Annotated in this window: 14 protein-coding genes; 9 read left to right on the forward strand and 5 right to left on the reverse strand. The window is 68.5% G+C overall.

Annotated features, from left to right (window positions below; translation table 11 throughout):
* Window positions 1–108: 108 nt before the first annotated feature.
* The 3 genes from G406_RS0124885 to G406_RS0124895 are packed head-to-tail and all read left to right on the forward strand — an operon-like array spanning window position 109 to window position 2,849.
* Complete coding sequence (locus G406_RS0124885) at window positions 109–924, forward strand: ABC transporter ATP-binding protein (RefSeq protein ID WP_037078357.1); 816 nt, start codon at window positions 109–111, stop codon at window positions 922–924.
* The gene (locus tag G406_RS0124890) at window positions 917–1,795 is read left to right on the forward strand and encodes an ABC transporter permease (protein ID WP_028935852.1); all 879 of its coding nucleotides are present in this window, start codon (window positions 917–919) and stop codon (window positions 1,793–1,795) included. The genes G406_RS0124885 and G406_RS0124890 overlap by 8 nt, the downstream gene beginning before the upstream one ends.
* Before the next feature lie 10 nt (window positions 1,796–1,805).
* Window positions 1,806–2,849 carry an ABC transporter substrate-binding protein gene (locus tag G406_RS0124895; protein ID WP_028935853.1) on the forward strand — a complete coding sequence of 348 codons (1,044 nt, stop codon included), beginning with the start codon at window positions 1,806–1,808 and terminating at the stop codon, window positions 2,847–2,849.
* Window positions 2,850–3,066: 217 nt separating this feature from the next.
* Here G406_RS0124895 and G406_RS0124900 read toward each other — a convergent pair whose 3' ends face one another.
* On the reverse strand, window positions 3,067–3,870 hold the full coding sequence (locus G406_RS0124900) for a transporter substrate-binding domain-containing protein (protein WP_028935854.1): 804 nt from the start codon (window positions 3,868–3,870) through the stop codon (window positions 3,067–3,069).
* Between the two features lie 157 nt (window positions 3,871–4,027).
* Here G406_RS0124900 and mshC point away from each other — a divergent pair, with 157 nt between their 5' ends.
* Window positions 4,028–5,266 carry a cysteine--1-D-myo-inosityl 2-amino-2-deoxy-alpha-D-glucopyranoside ligase gene (gene mshC / locus G406_RS0124905; RefSeq protein ID WP_028935855.1) on the forward strand — a complete coding sequence of 413 codons (1,239 nt, stop codon included), beginning with the start codon at window positions 4,028–4,030 and terminating at the stop codon, window positions 5,264–5,266.
* Window positions 5,267–5,319: 53 nt separating this feature from the next.
* Here mshC and G406_RS0124910 read toward each other — a convergent pair whose 3' ends face one another.
* Window positions 5,320–5,850 carry an NADPH-dependent FMN reductase gene (locus G406_RS0124910; RefSeq protein ID WP_028935856.1) on the reverse strand — a complete coding sequence of 177 codons (531 nt, stop codon included), beginning with the start codon at window positions 5,848–5,850 and terminating at the stop codon, window positions 5,320–5,322.
* A gap of 102 nt (window positions 5,851–5,952) precedes the next feature.
* Between G406_RS0124910 and soxR the strand changes: the two genes are divergently transcribed.
* On the forward strand, window positions 5,953–6,423 hold the full coding sequence (gene soxR / locus G406_RS0124915) for a redox-sensitive transcriptional activator SoxR (RefSeq protein ID WP_028935857.1): 471 nt from the start codon (window positions 5,953–5,955) through the stop codon (window positions 6,421–6,423).
* Window positions 6,424–6,433: 10 nt separating this feature from the next.
* On the opposite strand, the gene G406_RS0124920 is transcribed toward soxR, so the two are convergent.
* Window positions 6,434–7,378 (reverse strand): PAC2 family protein, encoded by a 945-nt coding sequence (locus G406_RS0124920; RefSeq protein WP_084216367.1) that lies wholly within the window; start codon window positions 7,376–7,378, stop codon window positions 6,434–6,436.
* A 113-nt stretch (window positions 7,379–7,491) separates the two neighbouring features.
* Here G406_RS0124920 and metH point away from each other — a divergent pair, with 113 nt between their 5' ends.
* From metH to hisG, 4 genes are all read left to right on the forward strand, one after another.
* Window positions 7,492–11,046, forward strand: coding sequence for a methionine synthase (gene metH / locus G406_RS0124925; RefSeq protein ID WP_028935859.1), 3,555 nt, complete (start codon window positions 7,492–7,494; stop codon window positions 11,044–11,046).
* Complete coding sequence (locus G406_RS49705) at window positions 11,043–11,780, forward strand: HAD family hydrolase (RefSeq protein WP_084216368.1); 738 nt, start codon at window positions 11,043–11,045, stop codon at window positions 11,778–11,780. The genes metH and G406_RS49705 overlap by 4 nt, the downstream gene beginning before the upstream one ends.
* A gap of 116 nt (window positions 11,781–11,896) precedes the next feature.
* On the forward strand, window positions 11,897–12,160 hold the full coding sequence (locus G406_RS0124935; protein WP_028935860.1) for a phosphoribosyl-ATP diphosphatase: 264 nt from the start codon (window positions 11,897–11,899) through the stop codon (window positions 12,158–12,160).
* A gap of 68 nt (window positions 12,161–12,228) precedes the next feature.
* Entirely contained in the window at window positions 12,229–13,137 is a 909-nt protein-coding gene (hisG, locus tag G406_RS49710; RefSeq protein WP_037078360.1) for an ATP phosphoribosyltransferase, read from the forward strand.
* Window positions 13,138–13,209: 72 nt separating this feature from the next.
* On the opposite strand, the gene G406_RS0124945 is transcribed toward hisG, so the two are convergent.
* Together G406_RS0124945 and G406_RS0124950 are read right to left on the reverse strand one after the other, a co-directional pair.
* Window positions 13,210–14,100: a RecB family exonuclease gene (locus tag G406_RS0124945; RefSeq protein ID WP_028935861.1), complete on the reverse strand. Its 891-nt coding sequence runs from the start codon at window positions 14,098–14,100 to the stop codon at window positions 13,210–13,212.
* Between the two features lie 92 nt (window positions 14,101–14,192).
* Complete coding sequence (locus tag G406_RS0124950; RefSeq protein ID WP_156935147.1) at window positions 14,193–16,679, reverse strand: hypothetical protein; 2,487 nt, start codon at window positions 16,677–16,679, stop codon at window positions 14,193–14,195.
* Window positions 16,680–16,837 lie beyond the last annotated feature (158 nt).

The following is a 16,837-nucleotide window of genomic DNA, read 5'->3' on the forward strand; positions in this document are numbered from 1 at the left end:
AAAGGTGAACAACGAGCAGAGCGGATGGAGTACGCGAAGAAGGTTCCTTCGCCGGCCGGGCCGACCTAGCTTTCCCCCAACATCGAACGACGTGACGAAGGAGTCACCGTGGTCGCACCACCGGAACGCCCGCTGATCGAGCTGATCAAGGCGACGAAGCGTTTCCCGAACGGCTCCGGTGGTGTCCACACCGCCGTCCGTGACCTCGCCATGACGGTCCAGCCGGGCGAGTTCGTCTCGGTCGTGGGTCCGACCGGATGTGGCAAGTCCACGACGTTGTCGCTGGTCTCCGGCCTGCAGCGAGCCTCGGCCGGTCAGGTGCTGGTCGAGGGCCGGCCGGTCACGTCGATCCCGGACGGTGTCGGGTACATGTTCCAGAGCGACGCGGTCATGCCGTGGCGGTCGGTGCTGGACAACGTGGCGTCCGGACCGAGATTCCGCGGCGCGAGCAAGAAGGAGGCCCGCGAGCAGGCCACCGACTGGATCGCCAGGGTCGGCCTCGCCGGTTTCGAGAACTACTACCCGCACCAGCTCTCCGGCGGTATGCGCAAGCGGGTCGCGCTGGCCCAGACGCTCGTCACGAACCCGCGCATCCTGCTGATGGATGAGCCGTTCTCCGCACTCGACGTGCAGACCAGGGCCAACATGCAGGACGAGCTGCTGCGGCTGTGGGCGGGCAGCGGCGCCGCGGTGATCTTCGTGACACACGACCTGGACGAGGCCATCGCGCTCGCCGACAAGGTCGTGGTGATGACGGCGGGCCCGGCGACGGTCAAGGACGTGTTCCCGATCCCGCTGCACCGCCCCCGCGAGGTGGAGGAGCTGCGGCTGACTCCCGAGTTCGTCCAGATCTACCGGGAGGTCTGGGAGTCATTGCGTGTCGAGGTGGACAAGACGAGGCAGCGGAGCGTGGCACATGTCTGAGACGACGGTAGCGAGCGCCGCGGTCCCGGTCGCGGAGACCGAACAACAGATCCTCGCCGGAGTGCGGCGCGGCCAGCAGCGCCATCGGCGCAACACCTGGCTGTCCCGGCTGGCGATCATCGTGGTCTGGCTGGGCAGCTGGGAACTGGTCGTCGGCCTCGGCTGGATCGACCACTTCTTCTACTCGCGGCCGTCGGAGATCTGGGCGCGGCTGGTCGAGTGGTTCGCCACCGGGACCGACTACGGCTCGATCTGGCTGCACATCGGGATCACGGTCGAGGAAGCGGTGATCGGGTTCCTGCTCGGCACCGTGGCCGGCGTGATCCTGGGTGTGCTGCTCGGACGCAGCCAGTACCTGGCCGACGTGTTGGCGCCGTTCATCAAGGGCGTCAATGCCGTGCCGCGCATCGTGCTGGCCTCGCTGTTCGTCATCTGGTTCGGCTTCGGGCTGGAGTCGAAGGTGGCGACGGTGTTCGTGCTGGTGTTCTTCGCGGTGTTCTTCAACGCGTTCACCGGTGCTCGCGAGGTGGACCGCAACCTGATCGACAACGCCCGCATCCTCGGCGCCGGTCGGACGCAGGTACTGGGCAGCATCGTGCTGCCGAGCGCCACGTCCTGGATCCTGTCCTCGCTGCACACCGCGTTCGGCTTCGCGCTGATCGGCGCGGTGGTCGGCGAGTACACCGGTGCCCAGGCCGGTATCGGGTTCCTGATCTCCAATGCGCAGGGCACGTTCGACACGGCGGGTGTGTTCGCCGGAATGATCATCATCACCGTGGTCGCGCTGGTCGCGGAGTGGGGCATCGGGTGGCTGGAAAGCAGGCTGCTGCGGTGGCGACCGACCGTCAACACGTCGGCCGCCGGGATCTGAGGTCGACTCCATGAGACGCGTATCCCGCATCCTGTGCATCGCCGTCGTGGCGATCCTCGCGGTGGCCGGACTGACCGGGTGCCGTGACTCGCGCACCCTCAGCACGGGTCCGGACGGCACGCCGCGGATCACCCTGATGGTCGGCGGGCTCAACAAGGTCATCTACCTGCCGGCGATGCTGACCCAGCAGCTCGGCGGGTTCGCCCGCCAAGGTCTCGACGTGCAACTGCTCGACCAGGCCTCCGGCGCGAACGCCGAGACGGCGTTGCTGTCCGGGCAGGTACAGGCGGTCGTCGGGTTCTACGACCACACGCTGGACCTGCAGGCCAGGCAGCAGTGCATCACCAGCGTGGTGCAGATGGCGAACATCCCCGGCGAGGTGGTGATGGTCGGCAGCAAGCACGCTGATCAGATCCGGAGTGCGGCCGACTTCCGGGGCCGCAAGATGGGCATCACGTCGCTGGGTTCGTCGACGGACTTCCTGACCAAGGCACTCGCGGCCAACGCGGGCGTCGGAACGGCGGACTTCACCCCGGTCAAGGTGGGCGCCGGTCAGACGTTCATCGCCGGTCTGAACAACGGCGGCATCGACGCCGGCATGACGACCGATCCGACCGTGGCCCAGCTCGTGCAGACCGGCCAGGGCAAGGTCCTCTACGACATGCGGACCGAGCAGGGCACCCGGGACGCTCTCGGCGGGCTGTACCCGGCGACCTCGCTGTACATGAGCTGTTCGATCGTGGACCGCTATCCCGAGGTGGCACAGAAGCTGGCGACCGCGTTCGTGGAGACGCTGCGCTGGATCCACCAGCACAACCCTGAGCAGATCGCGGCGGCGATGCCGGCCAGCTACGACGGCGGCAACCGGGCGCTGTACGTGGAGTCGATCAAGGACAGCATCGGGATGTTCAACGCCGACGGTCGCATGAGCCAGGAGGGCGCCCAGAACGTCCTGAAGGTCCTGTCCGGCTTCTCGAAGAACGTCCAACGCCACAAGGACCGAATCAACCTGACCCGCAGCTACACAACAAAATTCGTGGAACAAGCCCAGTAGCCGAGTAGCCCCAACTACCCGTGAGTGGCGAGTGGTCTCAGAGGACCACTCGCCACTCACGGCTACTTGGGGCACACACAGGCCTTCCGCGCGCCGCGCAGAGCGTCGTTCGCTCTGCGAAGCCGAACTCCCGACCCGGTTTCTTGATCACCACGGTGTGGTGGCTGATTTTTCGCCTGAAAACAGCCACCAGGCCGTGGTGATCATGAACGGGACGTCAGCCGGTCCAGGGTTTGGCGAAGCGCTGGTAGGTGCCGTTGCCCAGGGCCAGGCGCAGCCACTCGTTCACCCACTGCTGGAAGACGACGTCGCCCCGGGGGAGCAGGTAGGCCTTCGGGCCGAAGTCCAGCGGCTTGTCCGGGTTCACCGGGCACAGCTCGGGGTGCTGCTTGGACTGGTAGCGCGTCTCGCTGGCGTCGGTGATCATCAGATCGGCCTTGCCCTGCAGCAGCTGGTCGAAGATCGTGTTGTTGTCCGGGTGCGGCACGATCGTCGCCTTCTTGAGGTGCGACCGGGCGAAGTCGTTGTTGGTGCCACCCGGGTTCACCACGACCCGGACACCGGGGCGGTCGATCATGTCGAGGTTCTGGAACTTCGACACGGAGCTGCACCGCGTGATCGGCGCCTTGCCGTCCATCAGGTACGGGTCGCTGTAGGACGCGATCTTGGCGCGGCTCGTGGTGACCGACACCCCGCCCATCGCGATGTCACAGCGTTGCGCACTCAGGTCGCCCGCCAGGTTCGCCCAGGTCGTCGGGACGATCGTGAGCTTCACCCCGAGCTTCTGGGCCATGTCGCCTGCCATGTCGATGTCGATACCGGACCAGCGGTCGGTCTTCGGGTCGCGGTAGGTGAACGGCCGGTAGTCGCCGGTGCTGCACACCCGCAACTCGCCGTGCTGGGACACCAGGTCCAGCGTGCTCGGCGGCGGTGTGTACGGCTCGGGGAACGCCGGCTTCTTCGCACAGCCGGCCACGATCAGCATCAGCAACGCCGACGCAAGGACGCTCGCGGCTCTCATCGTTCTCCGCCAGCTGCGTGGCATACCCGGGACCCCTCGTTCAGTTCTTCGTACAGTTCTCCCGGCCTCGGCAACGAGACACGGACCGCAGCTACGGTGCCACAGTCGACATCACTCACAGTTCGCGGGCGGGTTTCCAACGCGTAAGTTGGGATGCATGCAGACCTGGTCATCCACCCCGTTGCCCTCGGTCCCCGGATCCGGCCCACCGCTGAGGCTGTTCGATACCGCGACCGGCGAGATCCGTCCCACAACGCCCGGCGCAACGGCCCGGATGTACGTCTGCGGCATCACCCCCTACGACGCCACGCACCTCGGACACGCCGCGACATACCTCGCGTTCGACCTGGTGAACCGGGTGTGGCGGGACTCCGGCCACGACGTGCTCTACGTCCAGAACGTGACCGACATCGACGAACCGCTGCTGGAGCGCGCCCAGCGGGACCAGGACGACTGGGTCGTTCTCGGTATGCGGGAAACAGCGCTGTTCCGGGAGGACATGGAGTCGCTGCGGGTCCTGCCGCCGCAGCACTACATCGGCGCGGTCGAGGCCATGTCGGAGATCAGCGAGCTGGTCGCCAAGCTGCTCGCCTCCGGCGCTGCCTACCGCATCGACGACCCCGAGTACCCGGACGTCTACTTCGACAGCGCGGCGACCCGCGAGTTCGGCTACGAGTCCGGCTACGACGAGCAGACCATGCGCACGCTCTCGGCGGAGCGCGGTGGCGACCCGCAGCGGCCCGGCAAGCGCAACCCGGTCGACGCCCTGCTGTGGCGCATGGCGCGCGAGGGTGAGCCGTCCTGGGACAGCGAGCTCGGCCAGGGCCGCCCGGGATGGCACGTCGAGTGCACGGCGATCGCGCTGAACCGGCTCGGTTCGCAGATCGACGTGCAGGGCGGCGGGTCGGACCTGATCTTCCCGCACCACGAGTTCGGCGCGGCACACGCGGAGGCGTCGACCGGCGTCCACCCGTTCGCCCGGCACTACTGTCACGCCGGGATGATCGCCCTCGACGGCGAGAAGATGTCGAAGTCGAAGGGCAACCTGGTCTTCGTCTCGAAGCTGCGTGCCGACGGCGTCGACCCGGCCGCAGTGCGCCTCGCGCTGCTGGCCGGGCACTGGCGCTCCGACCGGTCCTGGGAGACCGAGCTGCTGCGCGACGCCGAGGCCAGGCTGGCGTCGTGGCGAGAAGCGGCCAACCTGGACGCCGGACCGCCCGCCGAGGACACCGTCCTACGTCTGCGCACGCACCTCGCCGACGACCTGGACAGCCCGAAGGCCCTGGCCGCGGTCGACGCGTGGGCACGCGAGGCCCGCGAGCGCCGAGGCCGCGACGAGCAGGCTCCCGCCCTGATCAGGACCGCCGTCGACGCGCTGCTCGGCGTAGCCCTGTAACCACCCGTGAGTGGCGAGTGGTCTCCTGGGACCACTCGCCACTCACGGGTGTTCTAGGTGCCGTAGGGGTGTTCGGTGCGGGCCGTCCGCAGCGCGCGGCCCCACCAGAGCAGCTGGTCGAGCAGGGCCGTCGCCGCCGTGTTCGGACCCGTCGGATCGTGTGGCTCGCCGTCGGCGTCGAACTGGCCGTGCGCCATGTGGAAGCTGGCGGTCTCCCGCACGGTCACCGTATGCAGCTCCGCGAAGACCACCCGCAGCGGTTCGATCGCCCGCAGGCCACCGGAGAGCCCGCCGTAGCTGACGAACCCGACGGGCTTGGCCTGCCACTCCTTGCCGACGCCGTCGATCGCTGACTTCAACGGCCCCGGGTAGCTGTGGTTGTACTCAGGGGTGACCACGACGACGGCATCCGCCGCGCCGATCCGTCCGCTGAGGTCGGGTGGCCCGTCCGCGAGGTCGAGCACACCTACCCCGAACTCGGCCCGTCGCTGCGCGCGGCGGACGAACCAGTCCGCGACGACCGGCCCGAACCGCCCTTCTCTGACGCTGCCGATGATGACTTCCAGTTGAATCGGTTCGCTCATGAGGCAGACCGTAAAACCTCAATAAATATTCAGGTCAAGTCCTTGACCGCGCTCCGCCGCCTCCGGTAAACCAGAACCAACGTTGAGATCAGAGGTGGCGTAATGCGGCATGCCGAGTGGAACCAGGTCGAGCTGACAGTCGGCCAGCTCGCCGAACGCAGCGGCGTCGCGATCTCCGCGCTGCACTTCTACGAGCGCCAAGGCCTCATCCACAGCCGGCGGACCTCGGGCAACCAGCGACGCTACCGCCGCGAGACACTTCGACGCATCGCGTTGGTGAAGATCGCGCAGCGGGTCGGCATCCCACTGGCTGAGGTGCGCGCGGCACTGGACGAGCTGCCGAACAACCGCATGCCCACCCGCGCCGACTGGGAGCGGCTGTCCCAGCAGTGGCACGACGAGCTGGAGCTGCGCATCAAACACCTGGAGCAGCTGCGTGACAAGTTCACCGACTGCGTCGGCTGCGGATGCCTGTCCATCGACCGGTGCCGCATGGCGAACCCGTACGACGAGCTCGCCGACCACGGCGCCGGTCCACGCAGGCTGCTGGAGCGGTCAGCACCGAAGTGCTGACCGCGTCCCGCTAGTGGCTGCGACCGCCGGCGCGGCCGGGACCGTTCGGCCCGCCGCCCCTGCGACGCAGGTACCGCTCGAAATCGGCCGCGATCGACTCGCCGGAGGTCTCCGGCATGGTCGTCTCTGACTCCGTGCGCTCCTCCAGCGAACGCACGTACTCGCGGACCTCGTCGTCGGCATCGGCCATCTCGCTGACCGTCCGCTCCCACGACTCGGCCTGCTCCGGCAGGCCGCCCAGCGGCACCTCGATGTCCAGAACCTCCTCGACCCGGTGCAGCAGCGCGACCGCCGCCTTCGGGTCGGGTGCCTGCGACACGTAGTGCGGCACGGCCGCCCAGAACGCGATCGCCGGGATGCCGGCGCGCACACACAGGTCCTGGAACACCCCGACGACACCCGTGGTGCCCTTGTAGCGCGAGGTCTCCAGCCCGAACCGGGCCGCGGACTCCGCGTCGTACGCGGACCCGCTCACCGGCACCGGACGCGTGTGCGGGGTGTCGGTCAGCAGCGCACCGAGCGTGATGACCGTCGTCGCCCCGACCTTCTCCAGGTAGGTCAGGAGCTCGGCGCAGAAGCCACGCCACCGCATGTTCGGTTCGATACCCCGGATCAGCACGACGTCGTGCTCGGCGCCAGGGGGACGGCACACGGATAACCGGGTGGTCGGCCATTCGATCCGTCGGGTGATCCCGTCCACCAGCTGGACTGTGGGACGAGTCACCTGAAAGTCGTAGTAGTTGTCCGGGTCCATGGCCGCCAGTGGTGTGGCATCCCAGCTCAGCTCGAGGTGTTCCAGCGCGGTACTGGCCGCGTCACCGGCGTCGTTCCACCCCTCGAAAGCGGCCACCACCACGGGTTGGAGCAGCCTGGGCGGCTCTCCATCGGTCAGGTTGTCGGCTTCATGCCAGGACAACGAGACCGCGTCGGGCTCCCTCGGCTCGCGATCGCTCATCGGCTCAGCCTACGGCCGGGGCCCGGTTTACGACGGGTGGACGTGCCCAACGGGTGTCTATGAGGTCGTTATCGGATCCGGCTGGTCTGTTCGGACGACTATTCTTGGCGACCATGTCGACCCCTCAAGACCAGCCGTTGCTCCGTGCCCTGAACGAGCGAGTGCTTGTGGCTGACTGCGCGACGGGGACGATGCTGCAGTCGGTTCCGTTGAGTCTGGACGACTTCGCGGGCCTCGAAGGGTGCAACGAGATCCTCAACGACACCCGCGCGGACGTCGTCGAACAGATTCACCGGGAGAACCTCGAGGTCGGCTCGGACCTGATCGAGACAAACACCTTCGGTACGAACCTGCCGAACCTCGCCGAGTACGACATCCAGGACCGCATCCGTGAGCTGGCCGAGAAGGGCGCCGCGATCGCGCGCCGGACGGCCGATGAGTTCTCGACGCCCGAGTGGCCTCGGTTCGTGCTGGGCTCGGTCGGGCCGGGCACCAAGCTGCCCACGCTGGGCCACGCGCTGTTCACCGATTTGCGCGACGCCTACCAGGACTGTGTCCTCGGCCTGCTCGACGGCGGCATCGACGCGGTGCTGATCGAGACCGTGCAGGACCTGTTGCAGGCCAAGGCCGCGGTGATCGCCGCCAAGCGCGCGATGGCTCAGGCAGGCCGCACGGTCCCGATCATCACGCACGTGACCGTGGAGACCACCGGCACGATGCTGCTCGGCAGCGAGATCGGTGCCGCGATGACCGCGCTGGAAGCGCTCGGCATCGACCTGATCGGGCTGAACTGCGCGACCGGTCCCGCCGAGATGAGCGAGCACCTGCGGCACCTGTCCAAGCACTCCCGTATCCCGGTCTCGGTGATGCCCAACGCCGGCCTGCCCCAGCTCGGTCCGAACGGCGCCGTGTACCCGTTGAGCCCCGAGGAGCTGGCGCAGGCACTGGCCACGTTCGTCGCCGACTACGGCGTCGGCATGGTCGGCGGCTGCTGCGGGACGACACCGGAGCACATCCGCCAGGTCGTCGCCGCGATCCGGGAGACCACTCCCGCCGTCCGCGACCCGCGTCCGGAGTCCGGGGTGTCCTCGATCTACGCGCCGGTGCCGTTCCGCCAGGACACCAGTGTCCTGATGATCGGTGAGCGCACCAACGCGAACGGTTCGAAGAAGTTCCGCGAGGCGATGCTGGAGCAGAACTGGGAGGACTGCGTCGCGATCGCCAGGGACCAGGTGCGCGACGGCGCCCATCTGCTCGACCTGTGCATCGACTACGTCGGCCGCGACGGCACCGCCGACATGGCGCAGCTGGCAGGCAGGCTGGCGACCGCGTCGACGCTGCCGATCATGCTGGACTCGACCGAGCCCCCGGTGATCCAGGCGGGGCTGGAGCGCCTCGGCGGCCGTTGCATCGTCAACTCGGTGAACTACGAGGACGGCGACGGGCCGGAGTCGCGGTTCCAGCGCACGATGGCGTTGGTCCGTGAGCACGGCGCCGCCGTCGTGGTGATGTGCATCGACGAGGAGGGCCAGGCCAGGACTGCCGAGTGGAAGGTGCGGATCGCCGCGCGGACCATCGACGACCTCGTCGCCAAGCACGGCATGCGCACGTCCGACATCGCGGTCGACACCCTGACCTTCCCGATCACCACCGGCCAGGAGGAGGTCCGCCGCGATGCGCTGGAGACCATCGAGGCCATCCGTGAGCTGAAGCGCCGCTACCCGGAGGTACAGACGACACTCGGTGTGTCGAACGTGTCGTTCGGCCTCAACCCGGCGGCGCGCCAGGTGCTCAACTCGGTGTTCCTGCACGAGGCGGTCGAGGCCGGTCTGGACACCGCGATCGTGAGCGCGGCGAAGATCCTGCCGATGTCGAAGATCCCCGACGAGCAGCGCTCGGTCGCGCTGGACCTGATCTACGACCGGCGCGCCGAGGGCTACGACCCGCTGAACCGGTTCATGGAGCTGTTCGAGGGGGTCACGGCCTCCTCGGCGAAGGAGAGCCGGGCCGAGGAGCTGGCCGCGCTGCCGCTGTTCGACCGCCTGGAGCGACGGATCGTGGACGGCGAACGGCAGGGCCTCGACGCCGACCTGGACGCCGCGCTCGAGGAGAAGCCCGCGCTCGAGATCATCAACGAGACGCTGCTGGCCGGGATGAAGACGGTCGGTGAGCTGTTCGGCTCCGGTCAGATGCAGCTGCCGTTCGTGCTGCAGAGCGCCGAGGTCATGAAGGCCGCCGTCGCCTACCTCGAGCCGCACATGGAGAAGGCGGAGGACGACCAGGGCAAGGGCACGATCGTGCTGGCCACGGTCAAGGGCGATGTGCACGACATCGGCAAGAACCTGGTCGACATCATCCTGACCAACAACGGCTACACCGTGGTCAACCTGGGCATCAAGCAGCCGATCGCGACGATCCTGAGCGCCGCCGAGGAGCACCGGGCGGACGCGGTCGGGATGTCCGGGCTGCTGGTCAAGTCGACGGTGATCATGAAGGAGAACCTGGAGGAGATGAACTCCAGGGGAGTGGCGCAGAAGCTGCCGGTGCTGCTCGGCGGCGCCGCGCTGACCCGGTCCTACGTCGAGAACGACCTCGCCGAGATCTACCAGGGTCAGGTCACCTACGCCCGCGACGCCTTCGAGGGCCTGCGCCTGATGGACTCGGTCATGGCGGTCGCGCGCGGCGCGGCACCGGCCGAATCCGAGGAGGACCGCGCGAAGGCCGCCGAGCGCAAGGCCCGCCACGAGCGGTCCCGCCGGATCGCGGCGAAGCGCAAGGCAGCCGAGCCCGTTGTGCCGGAACCGACCCACTCCGACGTGGCGACCGACGTCCCGCTGCCGACGCCGCCGTTCTGGGGCACCAGGGTCGTGCGCGGGATCCCGCTCGCCGACTACTCCTCGATGATCGACGAGCGGGCCACGTTCCTCGGTCAGTGGGGCCTGCGTGGCGCGCGTGGCGGGTCGGGCCCGACCTACGAGGAGCTGGTCGAGACCGAGGGCCGTCCCCGGCTGCGCTACTGGCTGGAGCGGCTGTCCACCGAGGGCGTGCTGGCACACGCGGCGCTGGTCTACGGCTACTTCCCGTGTGTGTCCGAGGACAACTCGCTGGTCATCCTGACCGAGCCGAAGCCCGACGCGCCGGAACGGTTCCGGTTCACCTTCCCCCGCCAGCGCCGCGACCGGAACCTGTGCCTCGCCGACTTCTGGCGGCCCCGGGAGCTGGCCGTCAAACACGACGAGGTCGACGTCGTCCCGTTCCACCTGGTCACGATGGGCCAGCCGATCGCCGACTACGCCAACGAGCTGTTCGCCAAGGACGCCTACCGCGACTACCTCGAGGTCCACGGTCTGAGCGTGCAGCTCACCGAGGCGCTCGCGGAGTACTGGCACCGGCGTATCCGGGACGAGCTGCGCTGGTCCGACGGCGGCAGCGTGTCCGCAGAGGATCCCGACGACGTCGAGGCGTTCTTCAAGCTCGGCTACCGGGGTGCCCGCTACTCACTCGGCTACGGCGCCTGTCCGGAGCTGGAGGACCGTCGCAAGATCGTCGAGCTGCTCGACCCCAGCCGCATCGGGGTGGAGCTGTCGGAGGAGCTGCAGCTGCATCCCGAGCAGAGCACCGATGCGTTGGTCGCGCATCACCCCGAGGCGAAGTACTTCACGGCGTGACCGGCGAGGGAGACGGCCTGCGGGCCGTGCTGTGGGACATGGACGGCACCCTCGTCGACTCGGAGAAGCTGTGGGACGTCTCGCTGCGTGAGCTGGCCAGGCGTCTCGGCGGTGAGCTGACCGAGGACACCAGGGCCGCGATGGTCGGCAGCGCTCTCGGGCGCACGATGGAGCTGATGTTCGACTCGCTCGGGCTGGAGCGCCGGCCGTCGGCCATGGCGGAGGCCGGCCGGTGGCTCAACGCCCGTACCGGCGAGCTGTTCGCCGAGGGGCTGCCGTGGCAGCCGGGCGCGCTGGAGGCGTTGCGGCTGGTGCGCGAGAGCGGCGTGCGGACGGCGCTGGTCACCTCGACCCACCGGGCACTGGCCGAGCGCGCGCTCGACTCGATCGGCCGGGAGTACTTCGACATCACGGTGTGCGGGGACGAGGTACCCGCGACGAAGCCGGCGCCCGATCCGTACCTGATCGCGGCCGAGCTGCTCGACGTTCCGGTGACGCACTGTCTCGCCGTCGAGGACTCGCCGACAGGCGCTGCCTCGGCCGAAGCGGCGGGCTGCACGGTGTTGGTCGTACCGAGCGAGATCCCGGTCCCGGACGGCCCGAACCGGGTCCATCGGGATGGGCTGGCCGGGCTGACCGAGACCGAGCTGCACGACATCTGGGGCCGCCCTCAGGCTCGGAACCGCTGGTCGCCGGAGGACACCCATTCGCCAGCGTCGGTGAGCGACCGGTAATACTGGCTCTACGCCGTCGGCCGCATCGCGGCCGCCGTCAGCAGACGCTTCGACGTGTCTGGTCCGGGGGCGGGGTATGGCGTACCCGACACTTGAGGGGGAAGGGAGCACATCAAGTGAAGACTTTCGATGGCTTGTTCGCCGAGCTGTCCGAGAAGGCGCAGTCGCGCCCGGACGGCTCCGGAACAGTGGCCGCGCTGGACGCAGGTGTGCATGCCCAGGGCAAGAAGCTGCTCGAAGAGGCCGGCGAGGTGTGGATCGCGGCTGAATACGAGGCCGACGATCAGTTAGCCGAGGAGATCTCCCAGCTCCTCTACCGAATCCAGGTCCTCATGCTCGGTCGCGGGCTAGGCCTGGAGGACGTCTACAAGTTCCTCTAGACCTCTCAGGCCTATGGCGATGCCGCGTCGTCAGGCCGCTCTACCCGTAACGTAACCAGGAGAAGTGCATGCTCCGCGTCGCCCTGCCGAACAAGGGAACCCTGGCTGAGCCCGCAAGCACGATGATGCGGGAAGCCGGATACCGGCAACGCTCCGACTCGCGGGACCTCAGCGCCCTCGACGAGGAGAACCAGATCGAGTTCTTCTATCTGCGGCCGAAGGACATCGCGATCTACGTCGGCAACGGCGACCTGCACATGGGCGTGACCGGCCATGACCTGATGGACGAGTCGGGCAGCCCGGTGCGCCAGATGCTCAAGCTCGGTTTCGGCTACTCGAAGTTCCGCTTTGCGGTCCCCGAGGAGAAGGACTGGAAGCTCGAGGACCTCGACGGCAAGAAGATCGCCACCTCCTACCCCCGGCTGGTGCGGGCGCACCTGGCCGGTAAGCGGATTCAGGTGAAGGAAATCGTCAAGCTGGACGGTGCGGTCGAGATCTCCGTCCAGCTGGGCCTCGCCGACGCGATCGCCGACGTGGTGAGCTCGGGTCGCACGCTGCGGCAGCACAACCTCAAGGTCATCGGTGAGCCGATCGCGGAGTCCGAGGCGACGCTGATCGAGCGCGAGCCGAGGCACGACCGTAAGGACAGCCTCGAGGTCAAGGCCGAGAAGTCGATCTTCCTGGAGCGGCTGCGCGGTGTGGTCTACGCCCGCCAGTACCTGATGCTCGACTACGACTGCCCGGAGTCGCAGCTGCCCGCCGCTGAGAAGGTGACCCCTGGTCTGCAGTCGCCGACAGTGTCGCCGCTGCGGCGTCAGGGCTGGGTCGCGGTCCGCGCCATGGTCCGCAGCAACCAGGTGAACCTGGCGATGGACCGCCTGGCCGCCCTGGGCTGCACGGCGATCCTGACCTCGGTCATCCGTTCCTGCCGAGCGGTCGACGGCCGCACCGGCGGCAACGAAGAGGTAGCCGTCTAGCTCGCACAGAGGTCGTCCACGCCGCACAGAGGCCGGAGCCTCTGTGCGGCGTGCAGCCGGTCTGTGCGAGGTTCAGATGTCCGACTCGCCGGGCTTGCCGGGGTCGTTCAAAGCCTCCGGGTCCGGCCAGCCGGGGTAGTCCGGGGGTGTGCCGCCGAAGGCGGGGCACAGCGGTTTGTGGCTGCACCAGTCACACAGACGGCTCTTGTTGGGGCGGAAGTCGCCGGACCGCCCGGCACGCAGGATCGCGGTCCAGATCGCGTCCAGCGTGCGTTCGAACCTGCGCAGCTCGGGTTCGTCCGGCCGATAGGTCAGCGCCTCGCCGTCGGCCAGGTACATCAGCCGCAGCTGGGTGGGCACCTCGCCCCTGGTCATGAGCAGGACCAGTGCGTAGAACTTCATCTGGAACAGCGCACGCGCCTCCGCCACCTGACGGGGCGCGGCACCGGTCTTGTAGTCGATCACCCGGACCTGCCCGGTCGGGGCGATGTCCAGCCGGTCGACGTAGCCGCGCAGCAGCAGCCCGGACTCCGTCTCCGTCTCCACCAGCTGCTCGCAGGCGGCGGGCTCGAACCGGCTGGGGTCCTCGAGGGTGAAGTACGTGTCGAGCAGCGCGCCCGCCGACTCCAGCCAACGAGCCAGCTCCGGATCGTCCGGACTCTCGAACAGCGTGCTCAACTCGGGCTCGGTGGTGCTCAGCTCGGCCCACACCGGCTCGACCAGCTCACGGGCCTTCGCCGGCAACCGTTCGCCGGCGGGCAGGTGGAACAACCGCTCCAGCACGGCGTGCACGACGGTTCCCCTGACCTGCGCCCTGCTGGGCGTCTCGGGGAGCCGGTCGACCGCGCGGAACCGGTAGAGCAACGGGCACTGCTTGAAGTCGGCCGCGCGCGACGGCGACAACGCGGGCCTGCGGCGAGGTCTGGGTTCGTCCGAGGGCGGCTCGGACGACTGTGCCTGCACCTCGGATGATGCCTGGAACTCAGCGGTGTCGGTCACCCGGCGAGCCTAGGCGATACCCCTGACAGGGAATCATGAGACCGCGACCGGGGCGATCAGTCGTCGTCATCGTCGTGGCTACTGCTCGAATGCCGCGAGCTGCTCCGTGAACCGCCGTCATCGTCGTCGTCCGAGTCGTGGCTGCTGCTCCGGGAGGAGTGGTCGTCGTCGCTGTCGTAGTAGGAGCTGTCATCGTCGTCGTGGCTGCTGGAACGGCTGCTGTAGTGATCGGAATCGTCGTCCGAATCGCTGTCCCGGTCGGAGCGAGAATGTCTACTGCCGGAATCACCGTCCGAGTCCCAGCTGGCATAGGACGAGAAGTCATCCGAGTCGTCCGAATCCCGCGAACGATGGCGGGAGCCCCGGTCGTCGGAGTCGTCGTCCGAACCGCTGTGCCGGGAGCTGCTGGAGCTCGAGTAGCTGTCGGCGTAATGATCGATGACGCTGTCGATGTCCGAGGAGTCGTGACCGGAGTGGTCGTCGTCCGAGCTGCCGCGGGATCGGGAGCCGCTGGAGTGTGAGCTGCCCGAGTCTCCCGAGTCCACCCCGTAGCTCTCCAGGATCGAGTCGCGGATGTCGTCGGAGTCGCCGCTGTCCGAGTCGCCGCGCGAGCTGCCCTTGGACTCCTCCGCATGTCTGCTTGCCGTCATCGCACCGGAGAACACGTCGTCCATGTCGCCCGACATCGCGCTCTCCGCGATCCGGCTCGCGTCGTCCGCCTTCTCCTGATCGGTGTAGGTCGAGCCAGAGCCGGTGCTCGACCGTTCGCTTCCCGTGTCGGTCGAGGTCCGGGGGAGATGGCTGGTCGGCGATTCGGACCAACCACCTGAACCGGTGTCGGGCGTCGGCGTCACCTGCTCGCGCGATCCGCCTGAGTCCGATGTGGAGTCCGCGACGCGTTCGACCGGTCGGCTCACCCCACCCAGCACGTCGTTCCGTGAGCCGGTCGAGGCACTGTCGGTGTGACCCGCGCCCGGCACCGCGTTGATCGGCTGGGTCGCGCCGGTGACGGAGCGGTCGTCCCAGCCGGACCCGCCGGGCGTCGAGTTGACCGCCTGACCCGGCTGGCCGGTTCCGGGCAGGTTCACCCCGGGGCGGCTGGGCTGCGGCTGGGTCGGCAGCGGTTGCGTCGGAGGGTCGACGGGGTTGTGCGTCGTGCCGCCCTGGAGCACGCCACCGAGGGGTCCGTGCCGCTGAGGGCCGGGTTGTTGCGCGCCGGGCCGCTGAGCCCCGGGCGGCGGTGCCCCCACAGAGGGCAGCTTGACCGTGTCCTGCTGGGTCCCGCCGATCGGGCCGGGGATGACCGATCCCTGGGTTCCCGGCTTCTCGCCCTGAGCGAGGATTTCGCTGTGCCCGAGTGACGGACCGGTGCCCGGCGTCAGGTCACCGGGGGTGAGGTCGCCCGGGGCCGGGACCGCCGGCTTGGGCACCGCGGGTACCGGGACCGTTGGTTGCGCGGGCGCGGCGAGCCCACCGGGGACGGTGGGAACCTCAGGGCGATCGCGCCCGGGTACCGGCGGTGCGCCGTTGCCGGTCTGGTCGACCTCGGGGTCGTCCTGCTCACGAGGACCGGTCACCTCGGGCCGGTGCACCTGGGTGCTCGACTGGTTCGGCTCGCGCGACTGCCTGTCCCGCTCCGGGTGCGCGATCAGGTCCTGGACCTGCGTCGTGACCGACTTCGTCGGGTTGTCGTCCTCCGACAGGGGAGTGGACATCGCCTTGTGGACGTCGTCGCGCAGGCTGTCCAGCTCGGCCTTCTGTGCGTCCCGTCGCCGGGCGACCTGCTGTCGCTGGTCGACGAGCTGCCTGCGCGGACCGATGTCGGGATCGGTTCTCTTACGACTCGACGGGGCCTTGAGCGCGTTGTCGAGGTTCTCCAGCGTGTCGTCGAGATCCGCGACCGATCTACTTGCTCTGTCGAGTTCCTGGTAGGTCTTGATCTGGGTCTGCAGCGCCACCTTCTGCTGGGTGAGCTGCAGCCTGCGCGACTCGAGATTCCGGACCGGGATGGGCTTCGGTTCGAACTTGCGATCGTCGGGCAGCGCGCGCCAGGCCTGCTCGGCCTTCTCGACCTCGGTCAGCTGCTTCTGCACCGAGGCCAGGGTGACGTTGGCCTGCTTGAGCCAGCGCTTCTCCGACTCGGCGTCCGCGCCCTGGATCCGGCTGGCGGTGATCGTCGCGGGATCGGTGGACGGCGCGCTGGCGGCCATCAGGCCGCCGCCGGTGACCAGCAGACCCGCGGAACCGAGCACCGCGACCGCGCGGCAACGTCGCATGGCCGCGAGGGCGAACTCCCTGCGCCGGCTCAGGACGGCGGGAGCGGTGGCACGCGGAGGTAGGGGAAGGAGATCGGCCTCGGAGTTCGAGGAGAAGGGCAGCGGTGGGGCGCTCGCGGAGCGGTGCGAGCTCTCCCTGCGCATCTGGCGGGCGACCGCGCGATGTGCCGCGGTGCAGTACTTGCGTTGGGGGCGGCCATCCAGCTCCGGCTCGATGATCACGTAGCACCCGGGAAGGGCGCAGCGCCGACCCTCGTTGATTGTCATCTCCCCCATCCCCTACTGGAAGCCCCGGCAATGACCCTGTCCGACGACCGCGTGAGGGCACACCTCAGCGGCCCGACAATGATCTGCCTTCCCCCGACTTCCCATCCGAGCCTGGCCAAGGTATCGGACCGGCGGCGCAGTGTCACTACCACGGTGCG

Origin of the sequence: Actinospineispora spinosispora DSM 44797, from assembly GCF_000429025.1 — a bacterium.
In the GTDB taxonomy this organism is placed as follows: Bacteria; Actinomycetota; Actinomycetes; order Mycobacteriales; family Pseudonocardiaceae; genus Pseudonocardia; species Pseudonocardia spinosispora.